Raw genomic sequence first — 19,342 nt, 5'->3', positions numbered from 1 at the left:
TCTATAATTGGAATAGGTGTTTGGGAAGTGGATTCACCAAATAGGAATTAGGAATAGTTCGATATCAAGTGAGTATGGTAAAGCACTAAAATACTGCTCACTTATCATAAAACCATCAAGCCCCGCTCCTAAGCTTGAGTTCGTCATTGGAATGTACAACGCTATACTTAATTACGATGATAAAAATACACATCAGTTTCATCAAGGTGTTACAAATTTAGAAATAGAGCGGTGCAGCAACTAAAGCGGCTTGATGAATAAGGTGGATCTAAATAAACGCTAAGACTAACTTTGTCTACTGAATCGCCTTTCAGATAATTGTCGTGTGATAATGATTATAATATAAGCGTTTCGTATCACGGCTATGCAGTCAGGTCTGTTTCATACAAGTGAGTTGGAGCAACGCCCTTTCTCCTTTAACATCAAACATTAACAGGGTTACAGGGCTATTATGCGTTACCTCTTGGATAGTGCAGGCCATTAATGCCAATGCAGAACAACTACCCAATGTACCCCATAAATCATTAATTAAAGTGGGCTGCTGTGGGTTATCAAAACATTCGGCGCGTGCACCTAACGCGAACCCATAATCTTCAGTATGAGACCTCAGATTAGTCATATCAGAGAATACAGGCCCAAAACTCTTGATATTGCGACTCGCATTCCTGACGAGCTTCATTACTGACCTTCGCGTTGTATTTGCAGGTTCTACTTCGAAATAACCTAACTTTGCTTTGGGTTTAAGCTTTAACGTTTGCACCAAGTTATTCCGACATAACAGTAAACCCGCCCCGCCCTCACTCGGTATTATGCCCCATGGATTAGTTGAACTCATGACATCTCCAGCTTCGATTAAGTCACTGAGATCATCAACAAGTGAATCTACTGAGATACTCATTATTGCATCGAATTGGTTCAACTTAGCCAATGATGTGGTCAAGTATGATGGTCCACTTTGTTGAACCACTTCATAACGTGATATTGAATCACAATGCTTACATTCACTTAACCACTGACTCATCTCCACAGCAGAAATAGAGCCCGGTACATTGACGAGTAACGGAATAGGCTTTAATGATGTAGGTAACTGCTTTAAAAGAGAGTCGATCAAGCTCTCAATAAGCACCGAACACTTGTCAAACAATGATGTACTGGAAATGTATTCAATACTAGCGTACGTGAATCTTTCTATCCCATCACCGGCCACTTGCTGATCGAACCTTCCCAAATCCGCTTTGGCAACTGTTGTGGCAATATCAAGATTCATGCCCGTTGGTGTCATGGCTTCCATACCAATAACGAATCGTGCTGAATTGTTATTCATTATCCGACAACTCCTGTTTTTTATGGATCTTCGTTGACACTAAAAGATGCTCCTCGCCTTGACATGGAAAGGCAGCGCTGTAACTGATTGAAAGTATGCGAGCCTCTGTATCAATGAAAACCGTAGAAATAGGCATATCTACTTGATAGTTGGCATTTTTAAATTGAGCTTCTGCTACATACATCTCTTTGGGGAAACGGAAAGAGAGTGCATCATTATGGCAAAAGCCACTCATCATCAATCGTTCACCGCCAGATATGAAGCCTTTGCATTGTTGGTCTAGTGGCGCACTCTGATAAAAACGCTGGTCAAAGTCTACGGGATAAAGAGGTTTCCTATTCTCTAGCCAATCGTCATCAAAAGTGCCAGCGTATCGCTGACGAGCCCCGAAAAATGGGGCTAACGGGCCAAATCCAGCAACCCGTGTATTCTTGGGTGTCGCACTCCAATCTTCCGTAGGATAAAAAACCGAAGGAACCTTCTGTTTCAATAGTTCCCCTTTAGTATCAGCAATACCTCCGCCGAGCCGGTTTCTTAAATCGCCTCCGATAGCACAGGAGAAGTCCATCTCTTTTTCCACAAATGGGAGTGGTTTACTTAGCGTTACGCTACCTCCGTGCTCAATCCATTGCCTATCACCAAGTACCGATATGGTTTTGTCGATATGGCCATCAATCAAAAGCCGACACTCATGGTACGTAACTGCCTTTTTCGCGTAGCTTCGGGCCTTACCGAAAATCAGTACATCTGTGTTGGTTTTAACAACTGAGAACTCTTGGTCAGCTTTCATCGCGGAAAGCCCTGCTTCACCCAGGTAGACAGGATCGTCATAGATCTCTGCCTCTTCTTGCTCCTTCCAAACAGAACCTACGAGTTGCCATGAACGTTTTCCAACGACAATCCACACCTCATTGCCATTATGATCCCGTTGAAAACGGCCTTTGATTGAAAGTTCTGGATGGTTCTCAATATCCCACAACTGCATTATTATTCCTTAGATTAAACCTTTCTGAGGCTGTTGAATTCTGGGTTAGTCGCGTGATATTCCACTCTTGTTGATGAACTGGCATAGCCATATCCCAAGGGATGTATGAGCGAGTATGGAGGCAAACCTGACGCCAAATCCAAACCCTAAAAGCAGCACTGACTTGAGTATCGAACATGGCTTGGATACTGGTTTCTAGAGTCAAAGTTTGTCCCAATCGACCCGGTGACGCTTGTCTGTAGGCGCCAATTTCGACCCATTCTTTTAGCTTTTCGAGTATTTCGTGCCACTCAAAGTCTATCCCCAAATTTTTTGGTGTCACTGGTAAACGTTTCCCATAGACAATGTAAAGCGCTTGGATCCAATCCTCACCTTCGAACTCGTCAAGGCTTGATACTAATTCAACTATTTTCGGAACATGTTCATTCAGACCGTGTAATACAAAATCGAACGGAGCCTGTACACTACTCAGATTAAAGCTCTCAAACTCTTTGAGCTCCAAAAGTTTGGCAAAAGTGACCACTTCGGGATCAGATACACTATCGATTGAGGTACCAAATTCCTGACGAAACCATGTCCCTCTATCCTCTTTCGTAAGTAATCGCTCAAACAGGTTCTGACTGCCATTTGAGTTTTCAGCTAACCAGACAACGCTTTCTGCATCGTTTTGTAACGATAAAAATAAATGTGTTTTATGCTCAGAAAACCGCTTGTCTTTAAGCCAACGTTTTAGCAGACCAACTGTGACAGTTTGGCGTAACTGTAGGCACTCCAAGTAAAGCACGGGCAGTTTACAACCACCTTCAACCATTTCGATTACCACAGAGTCGATACCTGATAATGATGACTGAACAACTAGCAATTTTGCGGTTTGGTAATCCAAATCATCAAGTATCGATAAACCACAAAGTAGGTTTTCTTGCTCTTGTCCAATCTCAGAATTCAACATGAGCCAAGCATAAATGGTTGGTTCGCTCTGCTTTAATTGATGAATCAATCCCGGAGCCAATCGATAGAAAGACCAATAAACATTTTTTAGGTCTTCAATCTGACGCTCAGCCAGCGCTAAATACTCCAGTTTAACGCTTGGGTATCCCCTTTTATGTACTTGTAAGCGTTGCTTTAACAAGAAACCGAGTGTCTCCGAAGCCAGTGACAGCTTTTCATTACACATATCCAGCCACTTGATAGGAAGCTCGTCCAATAAAGCGAGCGTACTTTCCGCATTAGTGATGGCGAGTTCCAAATCTTCATTAGTAATCGGCTGGTTTAGTTGATCAATACCTATTTTTTGACGCATCCGTGAATCCAATCTAGTAACACGATCAATTGATCGCGATGGTGCCGCCTTGAATTTTTTGAGCCTTCTCTGCTTGGGAAGTCACATATTTGGCTTTGGTGGTAATTCGGCCATCACGGCCGCTGTAACGAGTCTCTGTTTCGCCACTTCTCACAATTAACTCTTGTTCCGTTTCAATAACCATTTTCTTTGCTCTCAGTACAAATTCATCAGAATCATCCAGAATGGAGAAAAAGATATCTGTGACTAAAGGGAGATTAAAATCGTTATTTAAAAATTCGATACGACATGAAAGGTTGTTATCAACAGCAAGTTGTAACTCGGCTAATTTGAACCCCCGCCCCAACCTCGCATTTATTGGTTGCTGTAAAGGGTTACCTTCGAAATCGACACGAACACCACTTTTAGATTCGTTAATCGATACAATTGTTCCAAAACGCGAAAAGCAAGCCGTTGATTCGGCTTGCTGTTCGGTGATGGTTTGGATAATTTGGGTTTGTTTTTCCATCATTAATTGATCGCTACGTTTCCACCTTTGACTACAACTTTATCGCTTCCTTCAATGGTTATTGAAGAACCGGACAACTTGATAGAACCATCACTATTCATCACTAATGAAGACCCACCCGTTTTCAGTACTATCTTGTCACCGCTTATGATCTGGGTCGCACCATCGGCTTTGTATGAAGTATTTCCTTTAACAGAAACCGTTAAGTTGCCACCAACCGTTTGGTTATCATCAGCTCCAATGTCAGAACTTTTTGAAGCACCTACCGTTAAGTTGCTATTTTCGCCCACATCCAAGTCATCATTCTTACCAATCTTGGTAATTTGATTGTCTCCAATTTCTAGATCAGAGTTATTCTTAACATATTGAGTCTCATTGGCATTGTAAGTAACGGATACATCTTGTTCGACAGTTTCAGTAAACGTACTGTTAACTTGGGTGGTCTTGTGTCCGTCAATGGTCTCTTTGTGATCACCGTGAACATCATTTGTCTGATGGCGTGCAACCTTTAAAAACTCATCTTGACCTATATCGCGATAGCGGTTATTCAAAACCTTAGTCGACATGTCCTTTTGCGCATGAATGTAGACTTCTTCTTGGTTAGCTTCATCTTCAAAGCTCAACTCGTTATAGCCTGTCCCTTTATGCGTTTGCGTTCTAAAAGTTGTCCGCGTTTTGTTCTCTGGTAACGAATATGGAGGATAATGAAGTCCGTTATAAACTGCGCCAGTAACTAAAGGCCTATCAGGGTCTCCCTCTAGGAAGGTAACAACCACTTCATGGCCGATGCGAGGTAGGTATACCGCCCCCCAAGTCGGTGCAGCCATTGATTGGCTAACTCGAATCCAACAACTCGAATGCTCATCGCTCTCGCCATAACGGTCCCAATGGAACTGAACTTTGATTCGTCCAAGCTTATCAGTATAGATTTCTTCGCCTGCAGGCCCCACAACGACCGCTGTTTGTGTACCTTCAACCAAAGGAGCCTCAAGTTTTGGAGCTCTAAACTCAACATTCCTAGGAATGCACGCAAACTGATTGTGATATGTAGTTGGCAGACCATTAGTTTCATCTTCATGAACCTGAGGGTCATGGCCACTATGCATTACCGATAACATGAGATAATCACGGTTGATTGCTGAACGTGGATGCTCACTGATACTAAAACTGTATCCAGACGCCAGCCTCATGACATTACTGGTCGCCTCCACTTGCTGATTATCAACAACATATTCAGACATCCATTCATTTGATCTTACTTGACCCATCATTGGATCAACGTAACGCCCTGGGAAATCGAACAATTTAAGGTCTAAATCGAGTTCGCCGGAGCTGCTCATTTCCTGAGGGATCTTCGGAAACTCGTAGTTATAGTCAGTGTAAGTAACGTGGCCGGTTTTCACTCGATTCACAAGTTCAAGATCAGAGATATGCTCGCGATCTGCAACACCACCACCATCAGCATGATAAACAATAGGACCCAAATAAGACCCGTTAAGTGGTGAGCTCAATAACTCAGCTATTGCATCATTACTGTCGACAATAACCATTGTGTGGTTAGCTTCTGTATGCTCAAAGTAGTACCACATACCATGCTCAGCCAAAATTCGTTGAACAAACTCTAGGTCTGTCTCTCGATATTGGAGCACGTATTCTTTTGAAGGATATACGCCTGACAGCTCTAATCGATAATCAGTTACTGACGCATCATCTAAAACTTCAGAGATGATCGCCGACGCTGATTTTTGTTGAAATATTCGGCAGTCTTGTCTTTGGCTCAAAAACCAAGCTTGCGGAACAAGAGTCAGTTGGTAACGGGAGAATCTCCTACCCGATCCAAGGTAACGAACTTCATTAACTACGCCGTGAAAGCATCTCGCTGAACTGACACCTTGGCCATATAGAGTCAAGCTACCTGGTTTACGGATAAGTGCATCAAATGAGATATCAGGATCAAGTGAAAGTAATGATAGGCTGATTTGAAAAGGCTTTGAAAGCTCTTCGATTACCTGAAAGCTCTCCACACGAAAATCATGCTCAGAGCCTTGCAGTTCAAACTTAAATTCTACGTCATTCACCATATCTTTTACCTGATACTAATAATAGAAATAGGGCCAACAGCAGTTGTTGACCCTTTGTTTTTCACGAAAAGCGATTAAGCTTCGCGTGGAGCACGCCAGTCATCGTTACCAGCAGTACCACAGTTCTCGTGAGTTACTTCGATTGCACGGTAAGTCAGCTTAAGTACTTCTTCAGTTACACGATCTGAAGTTGCAGCGTCTTGACAGTGATTCATACGAGTTTGAATATCTACAAGTAGTGCATCAATTAACTTGATTGAGTAGTAGTGCTCTTGCTTACCTTGTACTGAAGTACGGTAAAAACGGATTACACACTCAGGAAGCTTTTCGCCAGACACTAATGCGTTGAATAACAGAGGTGAACAACGGTCTTGTACTTTAGTTACTACTACAGGGCGGTGAACACGTTGACCTGTTGGTTGGCCACTTTGTGGGTCACGTGGAACTGTTAGTACGTGATCAAGTTCTTGAACTAGGAACTCATCAACGTGAGCTTCTTGCCAAGTGTTACCTACAGAATCTGCAGAGTAAGTATCTTTAGTAATGTGACCTTGAGTTTCACCATTGATAGACATATATGCTGGAGTTGGCATCGATATTTCCTTTTTAAAATTTATAATTCATTAATTCACCAAATCGCTTATCACCGCGACTGACTAAGCTAATACAAACATCATGCCAACTTTATAAAACCAATTAATACAGTCAGTTACAAAAAATCACCCGTTATAAACATTATATTTAACAACAATTTGTTGTTTATAAAAACGATTTATTGAACGTGGATACTAATAAATTGAATTTAAAACACAAAGGCAAAATAACCATCTCGAAGATTAGAAATAAAGTCAAAAAAACTAGTAATTAAATCATAACACCTAGACTATTTATTATTTTTAACAGGATTTTAAATATTAGTCAGATAAAAAGCCAAAACAAACAATAAAAGTAACCAATAAACAATAGTAAATTCATCACCGAATAAAAAACCAGTTATCAATTTTAGTATAATTGCTGCATCCCATATACATAACTAATAGAACTAAAATGATAAATATAAACCTTTCCTCTTTAATACAACGTCTGCACCCTATTGTAAAAGTCGCTTTAGAGGATGCCGCTGCATTAGCCGTATCGGAAAAAGCCAATGAAGTGCAAATTGAACACTATCTATTAAGCTTATTAGAAAGGCCAAATAGTGATTTTGATATCTTATTAAGTCATTTCGATTGCTCAGAGACCATTTTAAGGCAATCCATTCGTTCGACTTTAGATACCAACACAACAGGCAACGGCAGCAAGCCCGTTTTTTCTTCGCTTTTAATCGAATGGCTTCAAGAAAGTTGGTTGGTCTCATCTTTAGATCTATCCGAAACTCAGATTCGCTCTGGCGCCCTACTTCTTACACTCGTGAGTAACCCACTACGCTATGGTCAGCACGGCTACGCTTCAATCTTAGACGGTGTAAACCCAGATACCTTAAAGCGTAACTTTTCTGAACTCACAACAAACTCTCTAGAATCTTTAGCAACGACATCAGAAAAAACCGACGCACGTGAAGATGGTTCGGCATTAAGTAAATTCACCACCGACTTTACCGGCAAAGCAAGAAAGGGCGAGATCGACCCAGTATTCTGCCGTGATCAAGAAATCAGACAAATAATCGACATATTGGCGCGACGCAGAAAAAATAACCCAATCGCCGTAGGTGAGCCGGGAGTTGGTAAAACAGCGGTGGTAGAGGGTCTTGCATTAAAAATTACCGAAGGAGATGTGCCAGACTGCCTCAAAGGTGTTGAACTATACGGCCTAGACATGGGCTTACTTCAAGCGGGGGCAAGTGTTAAGGGAGAGTTTGAAAAACGCCTTAACGCAGTACTAGATGAAGTGAAGAATTCACCGACTCCAATCATTTTATTTATAGATGAAGCTCACACGCTAGTTGGGGGAGGCAATCAAGCTGGAGGCAGCGATGCTGCCAACCTACTTAAACCCGCTCTAGCACGTGGTGAAGTAAAAACAATTGCTGCCACCACATGGTCTGAATACAAAAAATATTTCGAAAAAGATCCAGCTCTGGCGCGCCGTTTCCAACTGGTAAAACTTGATGAGCCGTCGGCTACTCAAGCAGCATTGATCATCCGAGGCTTAAGACCAGCCTATGAAAAGTCACATAACGTATACGTACGTGACGACGCAATCACTGCCGCAGCAAACTTAGCTGATCGTTACATCACTGGACGTCAACTGCCAGATAAAGCAATCGACGTGTTAGATACGGCTTGTGCTCGCGTCAATATTAGCCTTAATGCAACACCGGCACCTGTTGAAACATTACATCAAGAAATTGCCGCTGCGAATCGCGAGCTCGAAGCTCTAGAACGTGACCAACTTCAGCAAACTGGTGACAAACACAGTGCCGCTTTAATTCCTGAGCTAAAAGAGAAGATTGAAAAGGCCACAGAAGAACAAGCTACCCTTCAGGTTCAATGGAAAAAAGAGCAATCTCTTATTCAAGAGATCATAGAACTGCGTAGTCATCTTTATGGCCTTACTACTCCTTCGACTGAAGAAGACAGCGCTCCTATAGCTGACAATACGCTTCAAGATGATGACGCACTAACAAGTGACAAACCAAATTGTCATGAATATTCTGAAGAGCAGACTCGCGAAGCTATTCAATCTTGTAACGAACGTTTAGATAACGTGCGCGGTACCAATCCGCTCGTTCACTATGAAGTAGGTCCAGACGAGATTAGTCATGTTATTTCTGATTGGACAGGCATTCCTATGGGTAAGATGCTTCAAGATGAGTCGCAAGCGACCTTAAACTTGAAGCAAAATCTAATTCAAAACATTAAAGGTCAAGAGTTTGCCATTGATGCGCTTGCTGAAGGTATTCAAACCGCAAAAGCAGGATTGGGCAACCCAGATGCACCAACGGGCGTTTTCTTATTGGTTGGCCCAAGTGGTGTAGGTAAAACAGAAACAGCTCGCGCTATCGCCGATCAAATGTTTGGTGGTGAACGTTTCATGACGACCATCAACATGTCTGAGTTCCAAGAGAAACACACTGTGTCTCGCCTTATTGGTTCTCCTCCTGGCTATGTTGGTTTTGGCGAAGGCGGTATGCTAACCGAAGCAGTACGTCAGCGCCCTTACTCTGTTGTTCTTTTAGATGAAGTTGAAAAAGCAGACCCAGAAGTACTCAACCTGTTCTATCAAGTTTTCGACAAAGGCACACTGAATGATGGCGAAGGTCGTACCATCGACTTCAAAAATACGCTCATCATCATGACGAGTAACCTCGCGACACATGAGATTGAGTCTTTGGTTCACCAAGCGAAAGACATTGATGCCAATATCGTCGCTGAAGCCATTCGCCCAACGTTGAATCAACACTTCAAGCCAGCCTTGTTGGCTCGTATGTCCGTGTTGCCATTCCTTCCACTTTCAGACGCAGCAATGACTGATATCATCCATCATAAACTGAAGAAAGTGTCTGAGCGCCTGCAAAGCCACCACAAACTGGCACTTTGCTATGGTGATAACTTAGTAGAATTCGTATTAGGCAACTGCCGCCTTGCAGAGACGGGAGCTCGAAATATTGATGCCGTTATTAACCGTCAACTATTGCCGCAGCTTTCGACTCAACTACTGGTGAATGACAAGGATGATTCACATACTCAAATTGACGTTTCTGTTGACGAGCAAGGAACTCTAACCTATGCGTTCAGCTAACCATAGTGAGCTTAGTAACGCCCTACTTGCGATCAGCCAATCTCTGGCTGATCGCAGCCAGTTAGCTCAAACTTTGGATGCCGTTCTCACAGCAGCAAGGCAAATGACTTTCGCGAAACATGGCATCATTTACGTGCTTGACCAAACCGGTCAAGCCTTGATTCCGAGCACTGCACACCACCATGAAAAAGTCATTGCCTCACATCCTTGGGAACCACTGCAGTTAGACACAGTAAGTGAAGCCGACCCATTCAACTTCGCCGTACGTAACGGCGAAGTTGTCTTGATCAATGAGCTATACACTTATAATGGTTATGACTGCGAAGGCATCTATCAAACCGAGCAAACGTTAGGTCTAAAAAGCAACAACTTACTTGCTTGGCCATTGATTGATGATGAAGGCAAAACCATTGGATTATTGGTTTTGCTCGATTTAAGCGTTATCGATAACGAAACCGCACTTACCGAGTTTTGCCGAATGGCGGCAAGTAATATTCGCCATGCCATTTGGTTAGAGCAATATGGACAAGTGATTAAGAGTTTAAGCGCCGATAACCAAGCATTGGTCCGTGAAAATACTCAGCTAAAAAAGCGGACAAAGAAAACCTATCAAGGTCCGATCGCTGAAAGTGAAGAGATGGTCAATGTATTGAGCCGACTTGATAAGGTGCTCTCTCTGCCTGTCGACGTCTTACTAAGAGGCGAGACAGGTGCGGGTAAAGAAGTCATTGCAAAATACATTCACGAAAACTCGAATCGTTCAGATCAAGCATTAATCGTTCAGAACTGCGCCGCAATTCCTGAACAACTTCTGGAATCCGAACTTTTCGGACACAGAAAAGGGGCATTTACCGGTGCAGACAAGGACAAAGTTGGCTTATTTGAAGCAGCAAACGGTGGCACCCTGTTCCTAGATGAAATTGGCGATATGCCAATGCTACTTCAAGCTAAACTACTGCGTGTGCTGCAAGAACGTAAAGTTCGTCCTGTTGGTGCCAGCAAAGAAATTGAAGTGGATGTCAGAGTCATTGCAGCGACACACTGTAATTTAATGCAGCAGATTAAAGACGGTGGCTTTAGGGCCGATTTATTCTATCGCTTGAATGTTTTCCCTATCACTTTACCACCACTGAGATCCAGACAAGCGGACATTATCCCACTTGCTGAGCACTTTGTTCAGCACACCACGACGATGTTAGGCTTGCCTCAATCACCAGGCTTGAGTGCTAATGTGAGAAACCAACTGCTCGCTTACCCTTACCCGGGTAACGTGCGTGAGCTTAAAAACATCATCGAACGCTCGGTTCTGCTTTCCGATTTCGAAACCATTACTCAGATTGAGTTTGGTGAACAGATCCCTGAAGAGGTAGAACACCATCAAGTCGTTGCTCCAGTTACATCGGCAATACAGCCCACGTTTGAACCTGAACCTCTAGGAGATGACGATGTCGCAGTTGGCCTAAAAGAGGTCGTCAGCCAATACGAACGTACCGTAATTATTGACTGCTTAAACTCTTGTAATTGGCACACGAAACGAGCGGCAGAGCAACTGTCGCTTCCATTAAGTACGCTCAATCACAAGATGAAGAAATACGATATTTCTGCGGCGGGCTGAGCCAAAAAGAAAGCAATTACAGCAGAGTGTTTCAGTCAGTCCGATAGAAAATAAAAAACCGCCCGTAGGCGGTTTTTTTATATTGATTTTTGTTCCGGAACGCTTACATTCATCGGTTCTTTCACAATCCAATCCTCGATCCACGCTTTTCGTTTCACCGGGTTGTTCGCTAACTCTTTTTGCCAATAGAGAAAAGCTGAATCGTTCATTCGAGAAGCATCGCCTTCAATCTCCATCCAAGGCATCCCTTGCACACTGTATTTTTGACCACCAGGCAAAGACAATTTCTGAGGCTGCTTTATAGAATACTCCCCTACGCCGGGTGCAAGCCCCGTTTGCGATAACGATGATACCGAAATATGCACCGGTAAGAACTCTGCTTTTATCTTGTCTACAATAGGACCAAATGGCCTCAAAGTAGGCACTCGTCGTCCAGTAGGAGAGGTGTATCTAAGCTCAAACTTAACAATATGTAGCGTTCTACGGTCACTAAATGGATCTAGGTATCTATTGGGATCTACATTAACTTTCGACTGAAACTCCTCCACAAAAGCTCCCAACCCAGATGCAAGTTCGGAGTTAGTATCAGTAAAATTGACCTCTTTGATTTCTACTTTTGCATAAGGAGAAGGGACATCTTTCTTATAAGTGTACTCACCAACTTCCAGAAGTGACCCAAAGAAACTTGGCCCTTCAGTCGTATCTTTTGAAAACATCGATTCTTGCTCTTCGATTGACAAAGATAACCGCATTGGCACCTGATAGCCCTCTCCCATCATACGACTATATGTCTCTTTTTCGCCTCCTTCGGAAAGAAACGCGACATATATAGTAACTGGTTTATCATTAGACCAATCAAGTACAGAGGATTTTGGTGCTTTATCATCGAACCACTCAAAACCACTGCCTTTCGAAACAGCACTAAAGATAGAAACATCACCTTTTAGATACGGTGCAATACCTTCAGATTTTTTAGCAGAAGCACTTTTAACAAACTCTTCGATTAGTAAATCATATTCGTTAATCACTACCTGCCTATTCGCCAAACCGTCGTATAAAACGAGAGGTAAACCATCAACCTCGACTTCACCATCACTATTCAGGTGGCATTGCTTACCATAGGTATTATTATCATCGACACCATAGTTAAACATAGTCAACCGCTCGTCAGTTCCTGCTAGCGATAGCGTACTCCCATCAGCAGTGAAATAGTATTGCAATGAACGAGCTTCTCCACTTTGTTTCCATTTATCAAAGTTTTGCATCTCGTAATCTGAGTATAAAGGCTTGAGACCTGGGATTTCATACTCGCCGAACCAATATGTTGGCTCAAACTCAACACATGTCATATGCTCTTCAACTGCGTGTTGGCCAAAGTAATTTTTTAGCTTATCGTTGCTTCCGCACAAAGTTAGATCATCCGCTTTTCGTGGCGCCATCAAAACCTCAAAGCTTGGCCCTTTAAAGTCCCAAAGCGAGCGCTCACAACAATATTGCAGTGTTGTCTTAAAGATCTTTTTCTTAGATTTAGAGGCATTACTTGATAATACAATTTGTACCTTAACACGTGTAAAAGGCGTAATTCGATTGGTTTTATTTGGGGAAATCCACTCTTCAAAAGGCTTCCAAGAAACCCCATCTCCTTTACTATCAACTAGCAAACGACTGAAGCCGATATCGCTCGATCTAACCGACTCCACATTGTTATCGAACATTTTCGCGAAATCGGAAAAGCCATTGTCCACATCCCCCTGATATAAACGGGCTTGTACTGGGAAGCCTTTATTGAATTCCCCTTGGATGCGAGCTCTCTTCAACAAAGGGGACAATTGTGGCGAATGTTCGTTTTTCCAAGATTGCGCAAAAGCTCGGGCAGCACTTGCACCTGACTTATCGTCCCTAACTCGTTGAATCCAGTTCTGAGCCATTGTGTTGTAATTGCTTAACGGCGCCTCCCAGTTATCGTTGATAACGTAAACATCGATGTAATCCTTAACTCGATATTCCTCAAGCAACTCTTGCAACTTAGAAACATTAGGATTCCAAAGCGAAATGCGAGCAAGCAGTTCCACTAGCCCGTTAAGCGCAAGAGCACGGAGTAAAAATCGTTTCTGCAGCTCTTGCACAGTTTCTTTATTCTTCAGGTGAGATTCAACTTCATCACGTGTCTTTATTTCACTACGCTCAATCGTTACTTTTAGGTCTCTGTACTGTTGAAGAACTCGGATATGGATTTTACCTAACTGGTTTAGTTGGTCGATGTTCTGGTAACGACCTTTAAAGTCAGAATAGGCTTTTTCAGTAATGAGTTCATCCAACACAGATAGCGCACAATCTGCTAGCTCTGCTCCCGATCTTAAGTACAAAATACCCGCAGCAAGCGGGGCTAACGGTGTAAACATCGCAAACCCGTTAAGAGTAGTTAACACCGCCGCGACTTGTGCCTTCTGCGTATCATCTAAGCCAACATCCAATGCCTGCTTCAACTGGCGTGCTTTCTCTAATTCCACCATTCCGCTGCGGCTCGGTGGTAAAACAACTTGATAGTTAGGAATAATCAATCGAACTTCAACTCGTCGATCTAAGGCTGCAGGGGCACTGTCTCCGGTCTGTGACATATCGCTCTTGGTACTATCAGCCGTAAGCGGTTGAGTATTTCCATAAGACGCCGTGTAAACCCTTTCTTCCAAGCTAGAGTCAATGGAGGTAATTGCGTTGGTAACAGTTTTTGCACGATTAGCAGCAACAAGATCGTTCGCATCAGAAGAACCAATCCTACCCGCATGCCCTTCTATTGATACCTTGTAACTTGGGTTATCTAGCATCAATTGCGACAAATTCTTACACACTTGTTTAATGTCTGTTCTCAGCTTGCCGTGCTCATTGCCATGTTGCCATTCGTTGAACTTAAAGTTGATATGAATCGCTAACCCTTGGCTGTCCTCAACTATGTGGGCTATCTCCTCACCATCGCTACCATTGATGACGTTTTTAGCATCGTCTAACGCTTGTGCCCATTCTTGATATGCTTTAATAACTGAAATAGATTGAAGGTAGCTTTGAGATACCGCATCGAAATCTTCTTTGGCTTCAAGAGATTTCTTCTCAAGCTCGTTTTCTTTTTGCACCAAATCGTATAAATCGACTAAGCTAGAACCAGATTCAAGAATTGGAAATGCTCGGTTCATCTTCTCCATAACGGAGCCATTGAACCATGACCTCGCTAGACGTGTTGAGTTTTCACTGAATGTACCCGTGATCAAGCTAGCTTTTATGACATCGAGTTCGCGCTTAATAAAAGAGATGTTCATACCGCTCTTACGAAGCGCCAAGGCTGCCGCCTGATTAAAATCGAGCCCCTTATTGGCAAATCTTATCGCTTTAGTCAATTCTTTACGGCTTTCTTTAAATGCTGAAAAGCCAAAAGCGAGAGCAACACTACTGGTCATTAAATCGGGCAGTTTTTGTTGCTCTATGTCCGACCAGATACCTTTAGAGACACTGAACATGGTTGCTTTCAGGTTATCTGAAAATGGATTACCTCCCATCAGGAAACCTTCGCCCAGACTTTCCGCATTCTTTTTGATTGCTGATGCTAATCCGAGAGTATTAATACCCGTACCGCTTAGAGGAACCGATTTACCAGTTTTCGTCATCAACTCGCTGTAATTAGAGGGTAATGCTTGGGGGTACTGGTAAAACAAACACTCTTCAAGAGAGATCATGTCGCCGCATACAATGGCAAGCTTCCCATAACCGCTGATTGATTTAAACGTTACCTTTTCGTTCAATTCGTAGGTATAACAGCCCTGCTCTTCTACGCCAGTAACCGCCGATGATTTATTCCGTTCAAATCGGAGTCGTCCAGACTTGATAACTTCAGGAACTTCATTTTGAAGACGTTCATTCGCTTTTAAATAATCTTTAACAAAGAATTGGACTCTAAGCCCGTAAAAACCATCCCCGACAACAAATTCTTGCTCGTCGTTTAGGGAGTCTACCATCGATTTATCTACTACAGAGGGCAGATTAAATGTTACAGACGGAAGTGTGTTGTTAAAGTCCTCAGAGCTTCTATCCTCACCTACATAAAATGGCAGCCTAACGATATCACGTGCTATCACAACTTCTGCTTCTTGCTGAGTATCGCTTAGTGTATCTGCGTACTTTAATAAAGACACTTCCGCACCAACATAAATATCACTACTAAATACAATACTTATGGTATTTACAGCAGGAACAACAAAACCTTCAATAAACTCAACGTCAGATAACTGAATATCCGCATACCATTGGTTGTAATTTTCTTCTTCCTGCGATAGTGATTGCCCATGTTCCTTCGTGTGAGGCCTAGCAAGTTGTTTTACAGAAATTTTGGTAGGGTTAAACCGCCTCGCTACGTTTCTCGAGCTCATCTCCGTATACAGAGACTTCAATGTTTCTTTTAGTTCAACGATAGACGATGTATTTTTTGCTAATTGGCCAATTAGATTAGTTGGTGGGAACAGCATTTCATAGTTTTGATCATCATCAATCGTTGTGATGGGGCTATTATGGCGAAGTAGCACTTGCTGTTTACTATCTTCAGCTTCACCTAAGTACGATAGGTTACATAACCTGCCATATTGGTCACTTCCCCAAAACCTTGGTAAAGTGATCGAATCTTCAGCGAGTGCATCGACAAATATCGGAGTAAACGGTATAGGTCGGATGTTTTTCAACTTAGCTTCATCAGTTAAGTCACTCTTTTGGTTCCAATCTGAAAAAACAACGTTTTTATCTTTATCTCTGCTTCTTTGATAGGTCGCGCCTAGAAGGTATAACGGCCTATCATAAGTTTGCACGTCACTCATTTCGTTGCTCCTTTAAACCACAAACCATCATTCGCCAAGCCATTGTATAAACTCATATTCGAGTTAACACCTATTTCGCCAGTACCTAACGCATACCATTGCCAAGTTTGTTTTTTCTCGCGATCAACCACTGATAGGTAAGACACTCGATCACGTGCGCTAAAGCGAGCAGAGGCTCCCAAAATAAGAGCCCTTATGAATTTTTCTTCTGCAGCGAATTTTTTAACCGTGTTATTATTAATATCAAAGAAGAAATCATATTTACTATTTTCTCCCCAAGCATAATGACCATCAGGACTTATCGAGCGAAACTTCATTAGGATATCTCTATCCGGCAATCGATCAACGAAGTCAATATAGCTTCTTTTTTTGGTTTCTAGATCTATCTTTACTAGCCCGTAATCATTAAGCGTAATCAACTGATTGTCTTTCATTACAGCGGCAGGACCAATCCCAAAATCCACCGCTTCAATTTCACCAGTTTCAGAATCCCAACGGGCATTATAAGCATCAAACTTCTGCCCTGGCATTGTGTGAAAATAAAGAAAACGACTATCCTCTGACCAAACCATACCAGGATAGCCCCCTCCAAGTAATTTAGTTGTTACTCCCTTTTCCAGGTCGTATACGTACTTACCAGTACCGCTATCAATCCAAGAAACATAACGTAAATTAGGGGAGCGTCGAATTAGCACTACCCCATATCCAACGGTATCTTCTACGACTAAACGTAAATCAGTGCCATCTGTCTTCATGCTCCATATTTTTAAGTTCACTTTGTCTTCATCATTAGCCCATGCAAACTGAAAACGCGGCAGATCATAAGAGCTAGCATCGTTAATGTCTTCCTTGGGCCATTCATCTGAATTAAAGACATAGTATTTAGGAAACTTGCCCGGCATAGGTTTTATTTTGTCATCGGCTACCCAATTCTCATTGGTCACTGCCGATTCAATTACGTAGTAGTTATGCTCGCCGACATAGACCCGATCTGGGTGTTTATCTTGCTCTGTTTGCGCAGAACTCGAAACAGGGGAAGCACTCTGTTGAGATTGGTCATTACAACCAATGATTGCTAAGCCTAATAACGTGATTAGTAGTGTTTTTTTCATTTTCTAGCCTAATAAATCCGTAACTTTTACTTTATCGCGCAACTTAAATGTTTCGGGAGTTTCATTCCCTCGTGATGCATGAGCCCCCCTTAAAATATCGACTTCTTTAACCTTTTCAGGCCAGCCACTAAATCGTAAATTGAGATAGCCATCTTCATCGACCTTGGCACAACGAAAATATGCTTTTTGCGCCCAACTATGCTCTTCGTTTTGTAACATAAAATAGTCATCGGGCTGATCGGTGGAGCCCAGAACACGATAGCGTAGTATGATCTCGCTTCCAGGAGGCGGTATATTGACTGCAGCAACATTGCAATCGCTCTGTTCATTCACAAGCGCTTTCACTTTTTGACTTTCAGAGAGCTCAGGCAAAGCAAAAACAGTTTGTTGAGTAAATTCTTGATTGCTGCTGTAGTCTGACGTTTCGGCTAGTGAAACAGCCATCGATTCATAATTGCTTTCTAATTCAGAAATAGCACCATCACTTAATGCTTGAGATGCGTAATACAGGTAAACGTCTTGGCACTCACCTTTGATTTTGTATGGTATCCAGATATGAGGTAACGGATAGCCTAGAACCTCATCACTCGGTGTGGCAGAGGCTTTCATAGGGCTAGGATGGGTCGGAACCATCAATTGCTCATGTTCAAAATCAACGAACTTGATCTCGACCTCCTCTGCGACCAAACTAAACACTCTTGCCTGCTCATTGATGTCTAGTTCGCCGTTAAACACTTCTACCCCATCTTGCAAAATGGTGAACCGTTCAAAAGCAACATTCTCTCCGGGGAACAACGAAGAGCCATCAATATTGACGTGTCTTGTCTCCGTTGTTTTTTTTCGGCTATTGCTCATGTCTACATCAGCAAAATATCCATCATTTGTTACCTGTAGTTCGCGCCAAACTTCCCCATTCCAAATAATGTAAACACGCCCCGACGTGTAGCCATCCCATGAAGAACCCGATTTGTATAGCGGAACTACCGGCACCAACACGTTATCCCACTCTTCCATCTGCGTTTCTTTATCAACGGGCTGCAGGTCTTCGGCGAGTTTAAGCAAAATTGGCTGAGGCTGATCGGAACAAGGGATTTTGATATATAGCGTTTTACGCTCTAATTCAAGATCTTTAAATGTAGCGAGGCTTCGGTGTTTATTTTCTCGATCTGACTTACCTACCGTCACTTTTTCTTTTTGAGTATCGGTAGTTCCTAACATCAGACAGCCAGCATTACTCGACCACTGACCAGCAAACTCAACGACGATTTTATGTTCAGGGGAAGGTTCAACCGGCGAGAAGTTGTAGTGGCGTGCCAAAGGTACATCATCGACAACTTGCTGGTAGTTAGCTTTATGAACGCGCTCTGCAGTACTATTGCTCACCCGATCGACATGTAACTTCAGTCGGGGGAAATTTGCTAGCTGCTTACTCGTTAGTGGACTACGTCTCACATTGGATGAAAGACAAACCCAGTTCGCTTTTACAAGTTCTACTCGAATAGCATTGAGCAGGCTGTGGACATTTTTTTTAGCCGACGCAGTAATCTGCTGAACCAGAGTGCTTGGTAACTGAGCCAAGATGTCTTTAGGGGTGCGCGCACGCGAAAATAGCCCGATACACTCATCCGGTGTTAAGACATATTGAAGGTAGTTCGTACTGAGAGACGAACTAGATATAAATTTGCAAACTAAGTGCATTTGGATTCTCCACAACCTACAGGTATATATAGTTGCGGTGATAACTAAGCTGATAAGGCTTAAAAAACGATTTGGTTAAATAAATTCTACGCGTAATGGTTATAAATTTCAATAGATTAGAAGGA

At 42.6% G+C, this 19,342-nt stretch carries 10 protein-coding genes and 2 pseudogenes; 3 read left to right on the top strand and 9 right to left on the bottom strand.

Annotated features, from left to right (window positions below; genetic code table 11):
* Positions 1 to 370 precede the first annotated feature (370 nt).
* The 6 genes from AB6E51_RS19565 to AB6E51_RS19540 form a co-directional block, all read right to left on the bottom strand.
* Positions 371 to 1,324, bottom strand: coding sequence for a hypothetical protein (locus AB6E51_RS19565; RefSeq protein WP_102361670.1), 954 nt, complete (start codon positions 1,322 to 1,324; stop codon positions 371 to 373).
* Entirely contained in the window at positions 1,317 to 2,309 is a 993-nt protein-coding gene (locus AB6E51_RS19560; protein ID WP_372058373.1) for a DUF2169 domain-containing protein, read from the bottom strand. The genes AB6E51_RS19565 and AB6E51_RS19560 overlap by 8 nt, the downstream gene beginning before the upstream one ends.
* The gene (locus AB6E51_RS19555; protein WP_372058374.1) at positions 2,290 to 3,609 is read right to left on the bottom strand and encodes a hypothetical protein; all 1,320 of its coding nucleotides are present in this window, start codon (positions 3,607 to 3,609) and stop codon (positions 2,290 to 2,292) included. Before AB6E51_RS19555 ends, AB6E51_RS19560 begins: the two co-directional genes overlap by 20 nt.
* A gap of 25 nt (positions 3,610 to 3,634) precedes the next feature.
* Positions 3,635 to 4,120: a hypothetical protein gene (locus tag AB6E51_RS19550; protein WP_372058375.1), complete on the bottom strand. Its 486-nt coding sequence runs from the start codon at positions 4,118 to 4,120 to the stop codon at positions 3,635 to 3,637.
* Complete coding sequence (gene tssI / locus AB6E51_RS19545) at positions 4,120 to 6,198, bottom strand: type VI secretion system tip protein TssI/VgrG (RefSeq protein WP_371725152.1); 2,079 nt, start codon at positions 6,196 to 6,198, stop codon at positions 4,120 to 4,122. Before tssI ends, AB6E51_RS19550 begins: the two co-directional genes overlap by 1 nt.
* A 74-nt stretch (positions 6,199 to 6,272) precedes the next feature.
* Positions 6,273 to 6,791 carry an Hcp family type VI secretion system effector gene (locus tag AB6E51_RS19540; protein ID WP_012600867.1) on the bottom strand — a complete coding sequence of 173 codons (519 nt, stop codon included), beginning with the start codon at positions 6,789 to 6,791 and terminating at the stop codon, positions 6,273 to 6,275.
* A gap of 454 nt (positions 6,792 to 7,245) precedes the next feature.
* On the opposite strand from AB6E51_RS19540, the gene tssH reads away from it, so the two are divergent.
* The 3 genes and pseudogenes from tssH to AB6E51_RS19525 all read left to right on the top strand — a co-directional run.
* Positions 7,246 to 9,939 (top strand): type VI secretion system ATPase TssH, encoded by a 2,694-nt coding sequence (gene tssH, locus AB6E51_RS19535; RefSeq protein ID WP_372058377.1) that lies wholly within the window; start codon positions 7,246 to 7,248, stop codon positions 9,937 to 9,939.
* Positions 9,926 to 11,306: pseudogene (locus AB6E51_RS19530) on the top strand (sigma 54-interacting transcriptional regulator); the annotation flags it as partial. The gene tssH and the pseudogene AB6E51_RS19530, both read left to right, overlap by 14 nt.
* An 83-nt stretch (positions 11,307 to 11,389) precedes the next feature.
* A pseudogene (locus AB6E51_RS19525) lies at positions 11,390 to 11,554 on the top strand (helix-turn-helix domain-containing protein); the annotation flags it as partial.
* Between the two features lie 77 nt (positions 11,555 to 11,631).
* Here AB6E51_RS19525 and AB6E51_RS19520 read toward each other — a convergent pair.
* The 3 genes from AB6E51_RS19520 to AB6E51_RS19510 are packed head-to-tail and all read right to left on the bottom strand — an operon-like array spanning position 11,632 to position 19,217.
* On the bottom strand, positions 11,632 to 16,407 hold the full coding sequence (locus AB6E51_RS19520; RefSeq protein WP_372058379.1) for an OmpA family protein: 4,776 nt from the start codon (positions 16,405 to 16,407) through the stop codon (positions 11,632 to 11,634).
* Complete coding sequence (locus AB6E51_RS19515; protein WP_017062594.1) at positions 16,404 to 17,519, bottom strand: hypothetical protein; 1,116 nt, start codon at positions 17,517 to 17,519, stop codon at positions 16,404 to 16,406. The genes AB6E51_RS19520 and AB6E51_RS19515 overlap by 4 nt, the downstream gene beginning before the upstream one ends.
* Before the next feature lie 3 nt (positions 17,520 to 17,522).
* On the bottom strand, positions 17,523 to 19,217 hold the full coding sequence (locus AB6E51_RS19510) for a hypothetical protein (protein ID WP_372058380.1): 1,695 nt from the start codon (positions 19,215 to 19,217) through the stop codon (positions 17,523 to 17,525).
* Between the last annotated feature and the right edge of the window lie 125 nt (positions 19,218 to 19,342).

Source organism: Vibrio sp. 10N.247.311.47, assembly GCF_041467535.1.
Taxonomy (GTDB): Bacteria; Pseudomonadota; Gammaproteobacteria; order Enterobacterales; family Vibrionaceae; genus Vibrio; species Vibrio crassostreae_C.
The sequence above is the reverse complement of the archived record's forward strand: the minus strand, read 5'-3'. Positions and strand labels throughout refer to the sequence as shown.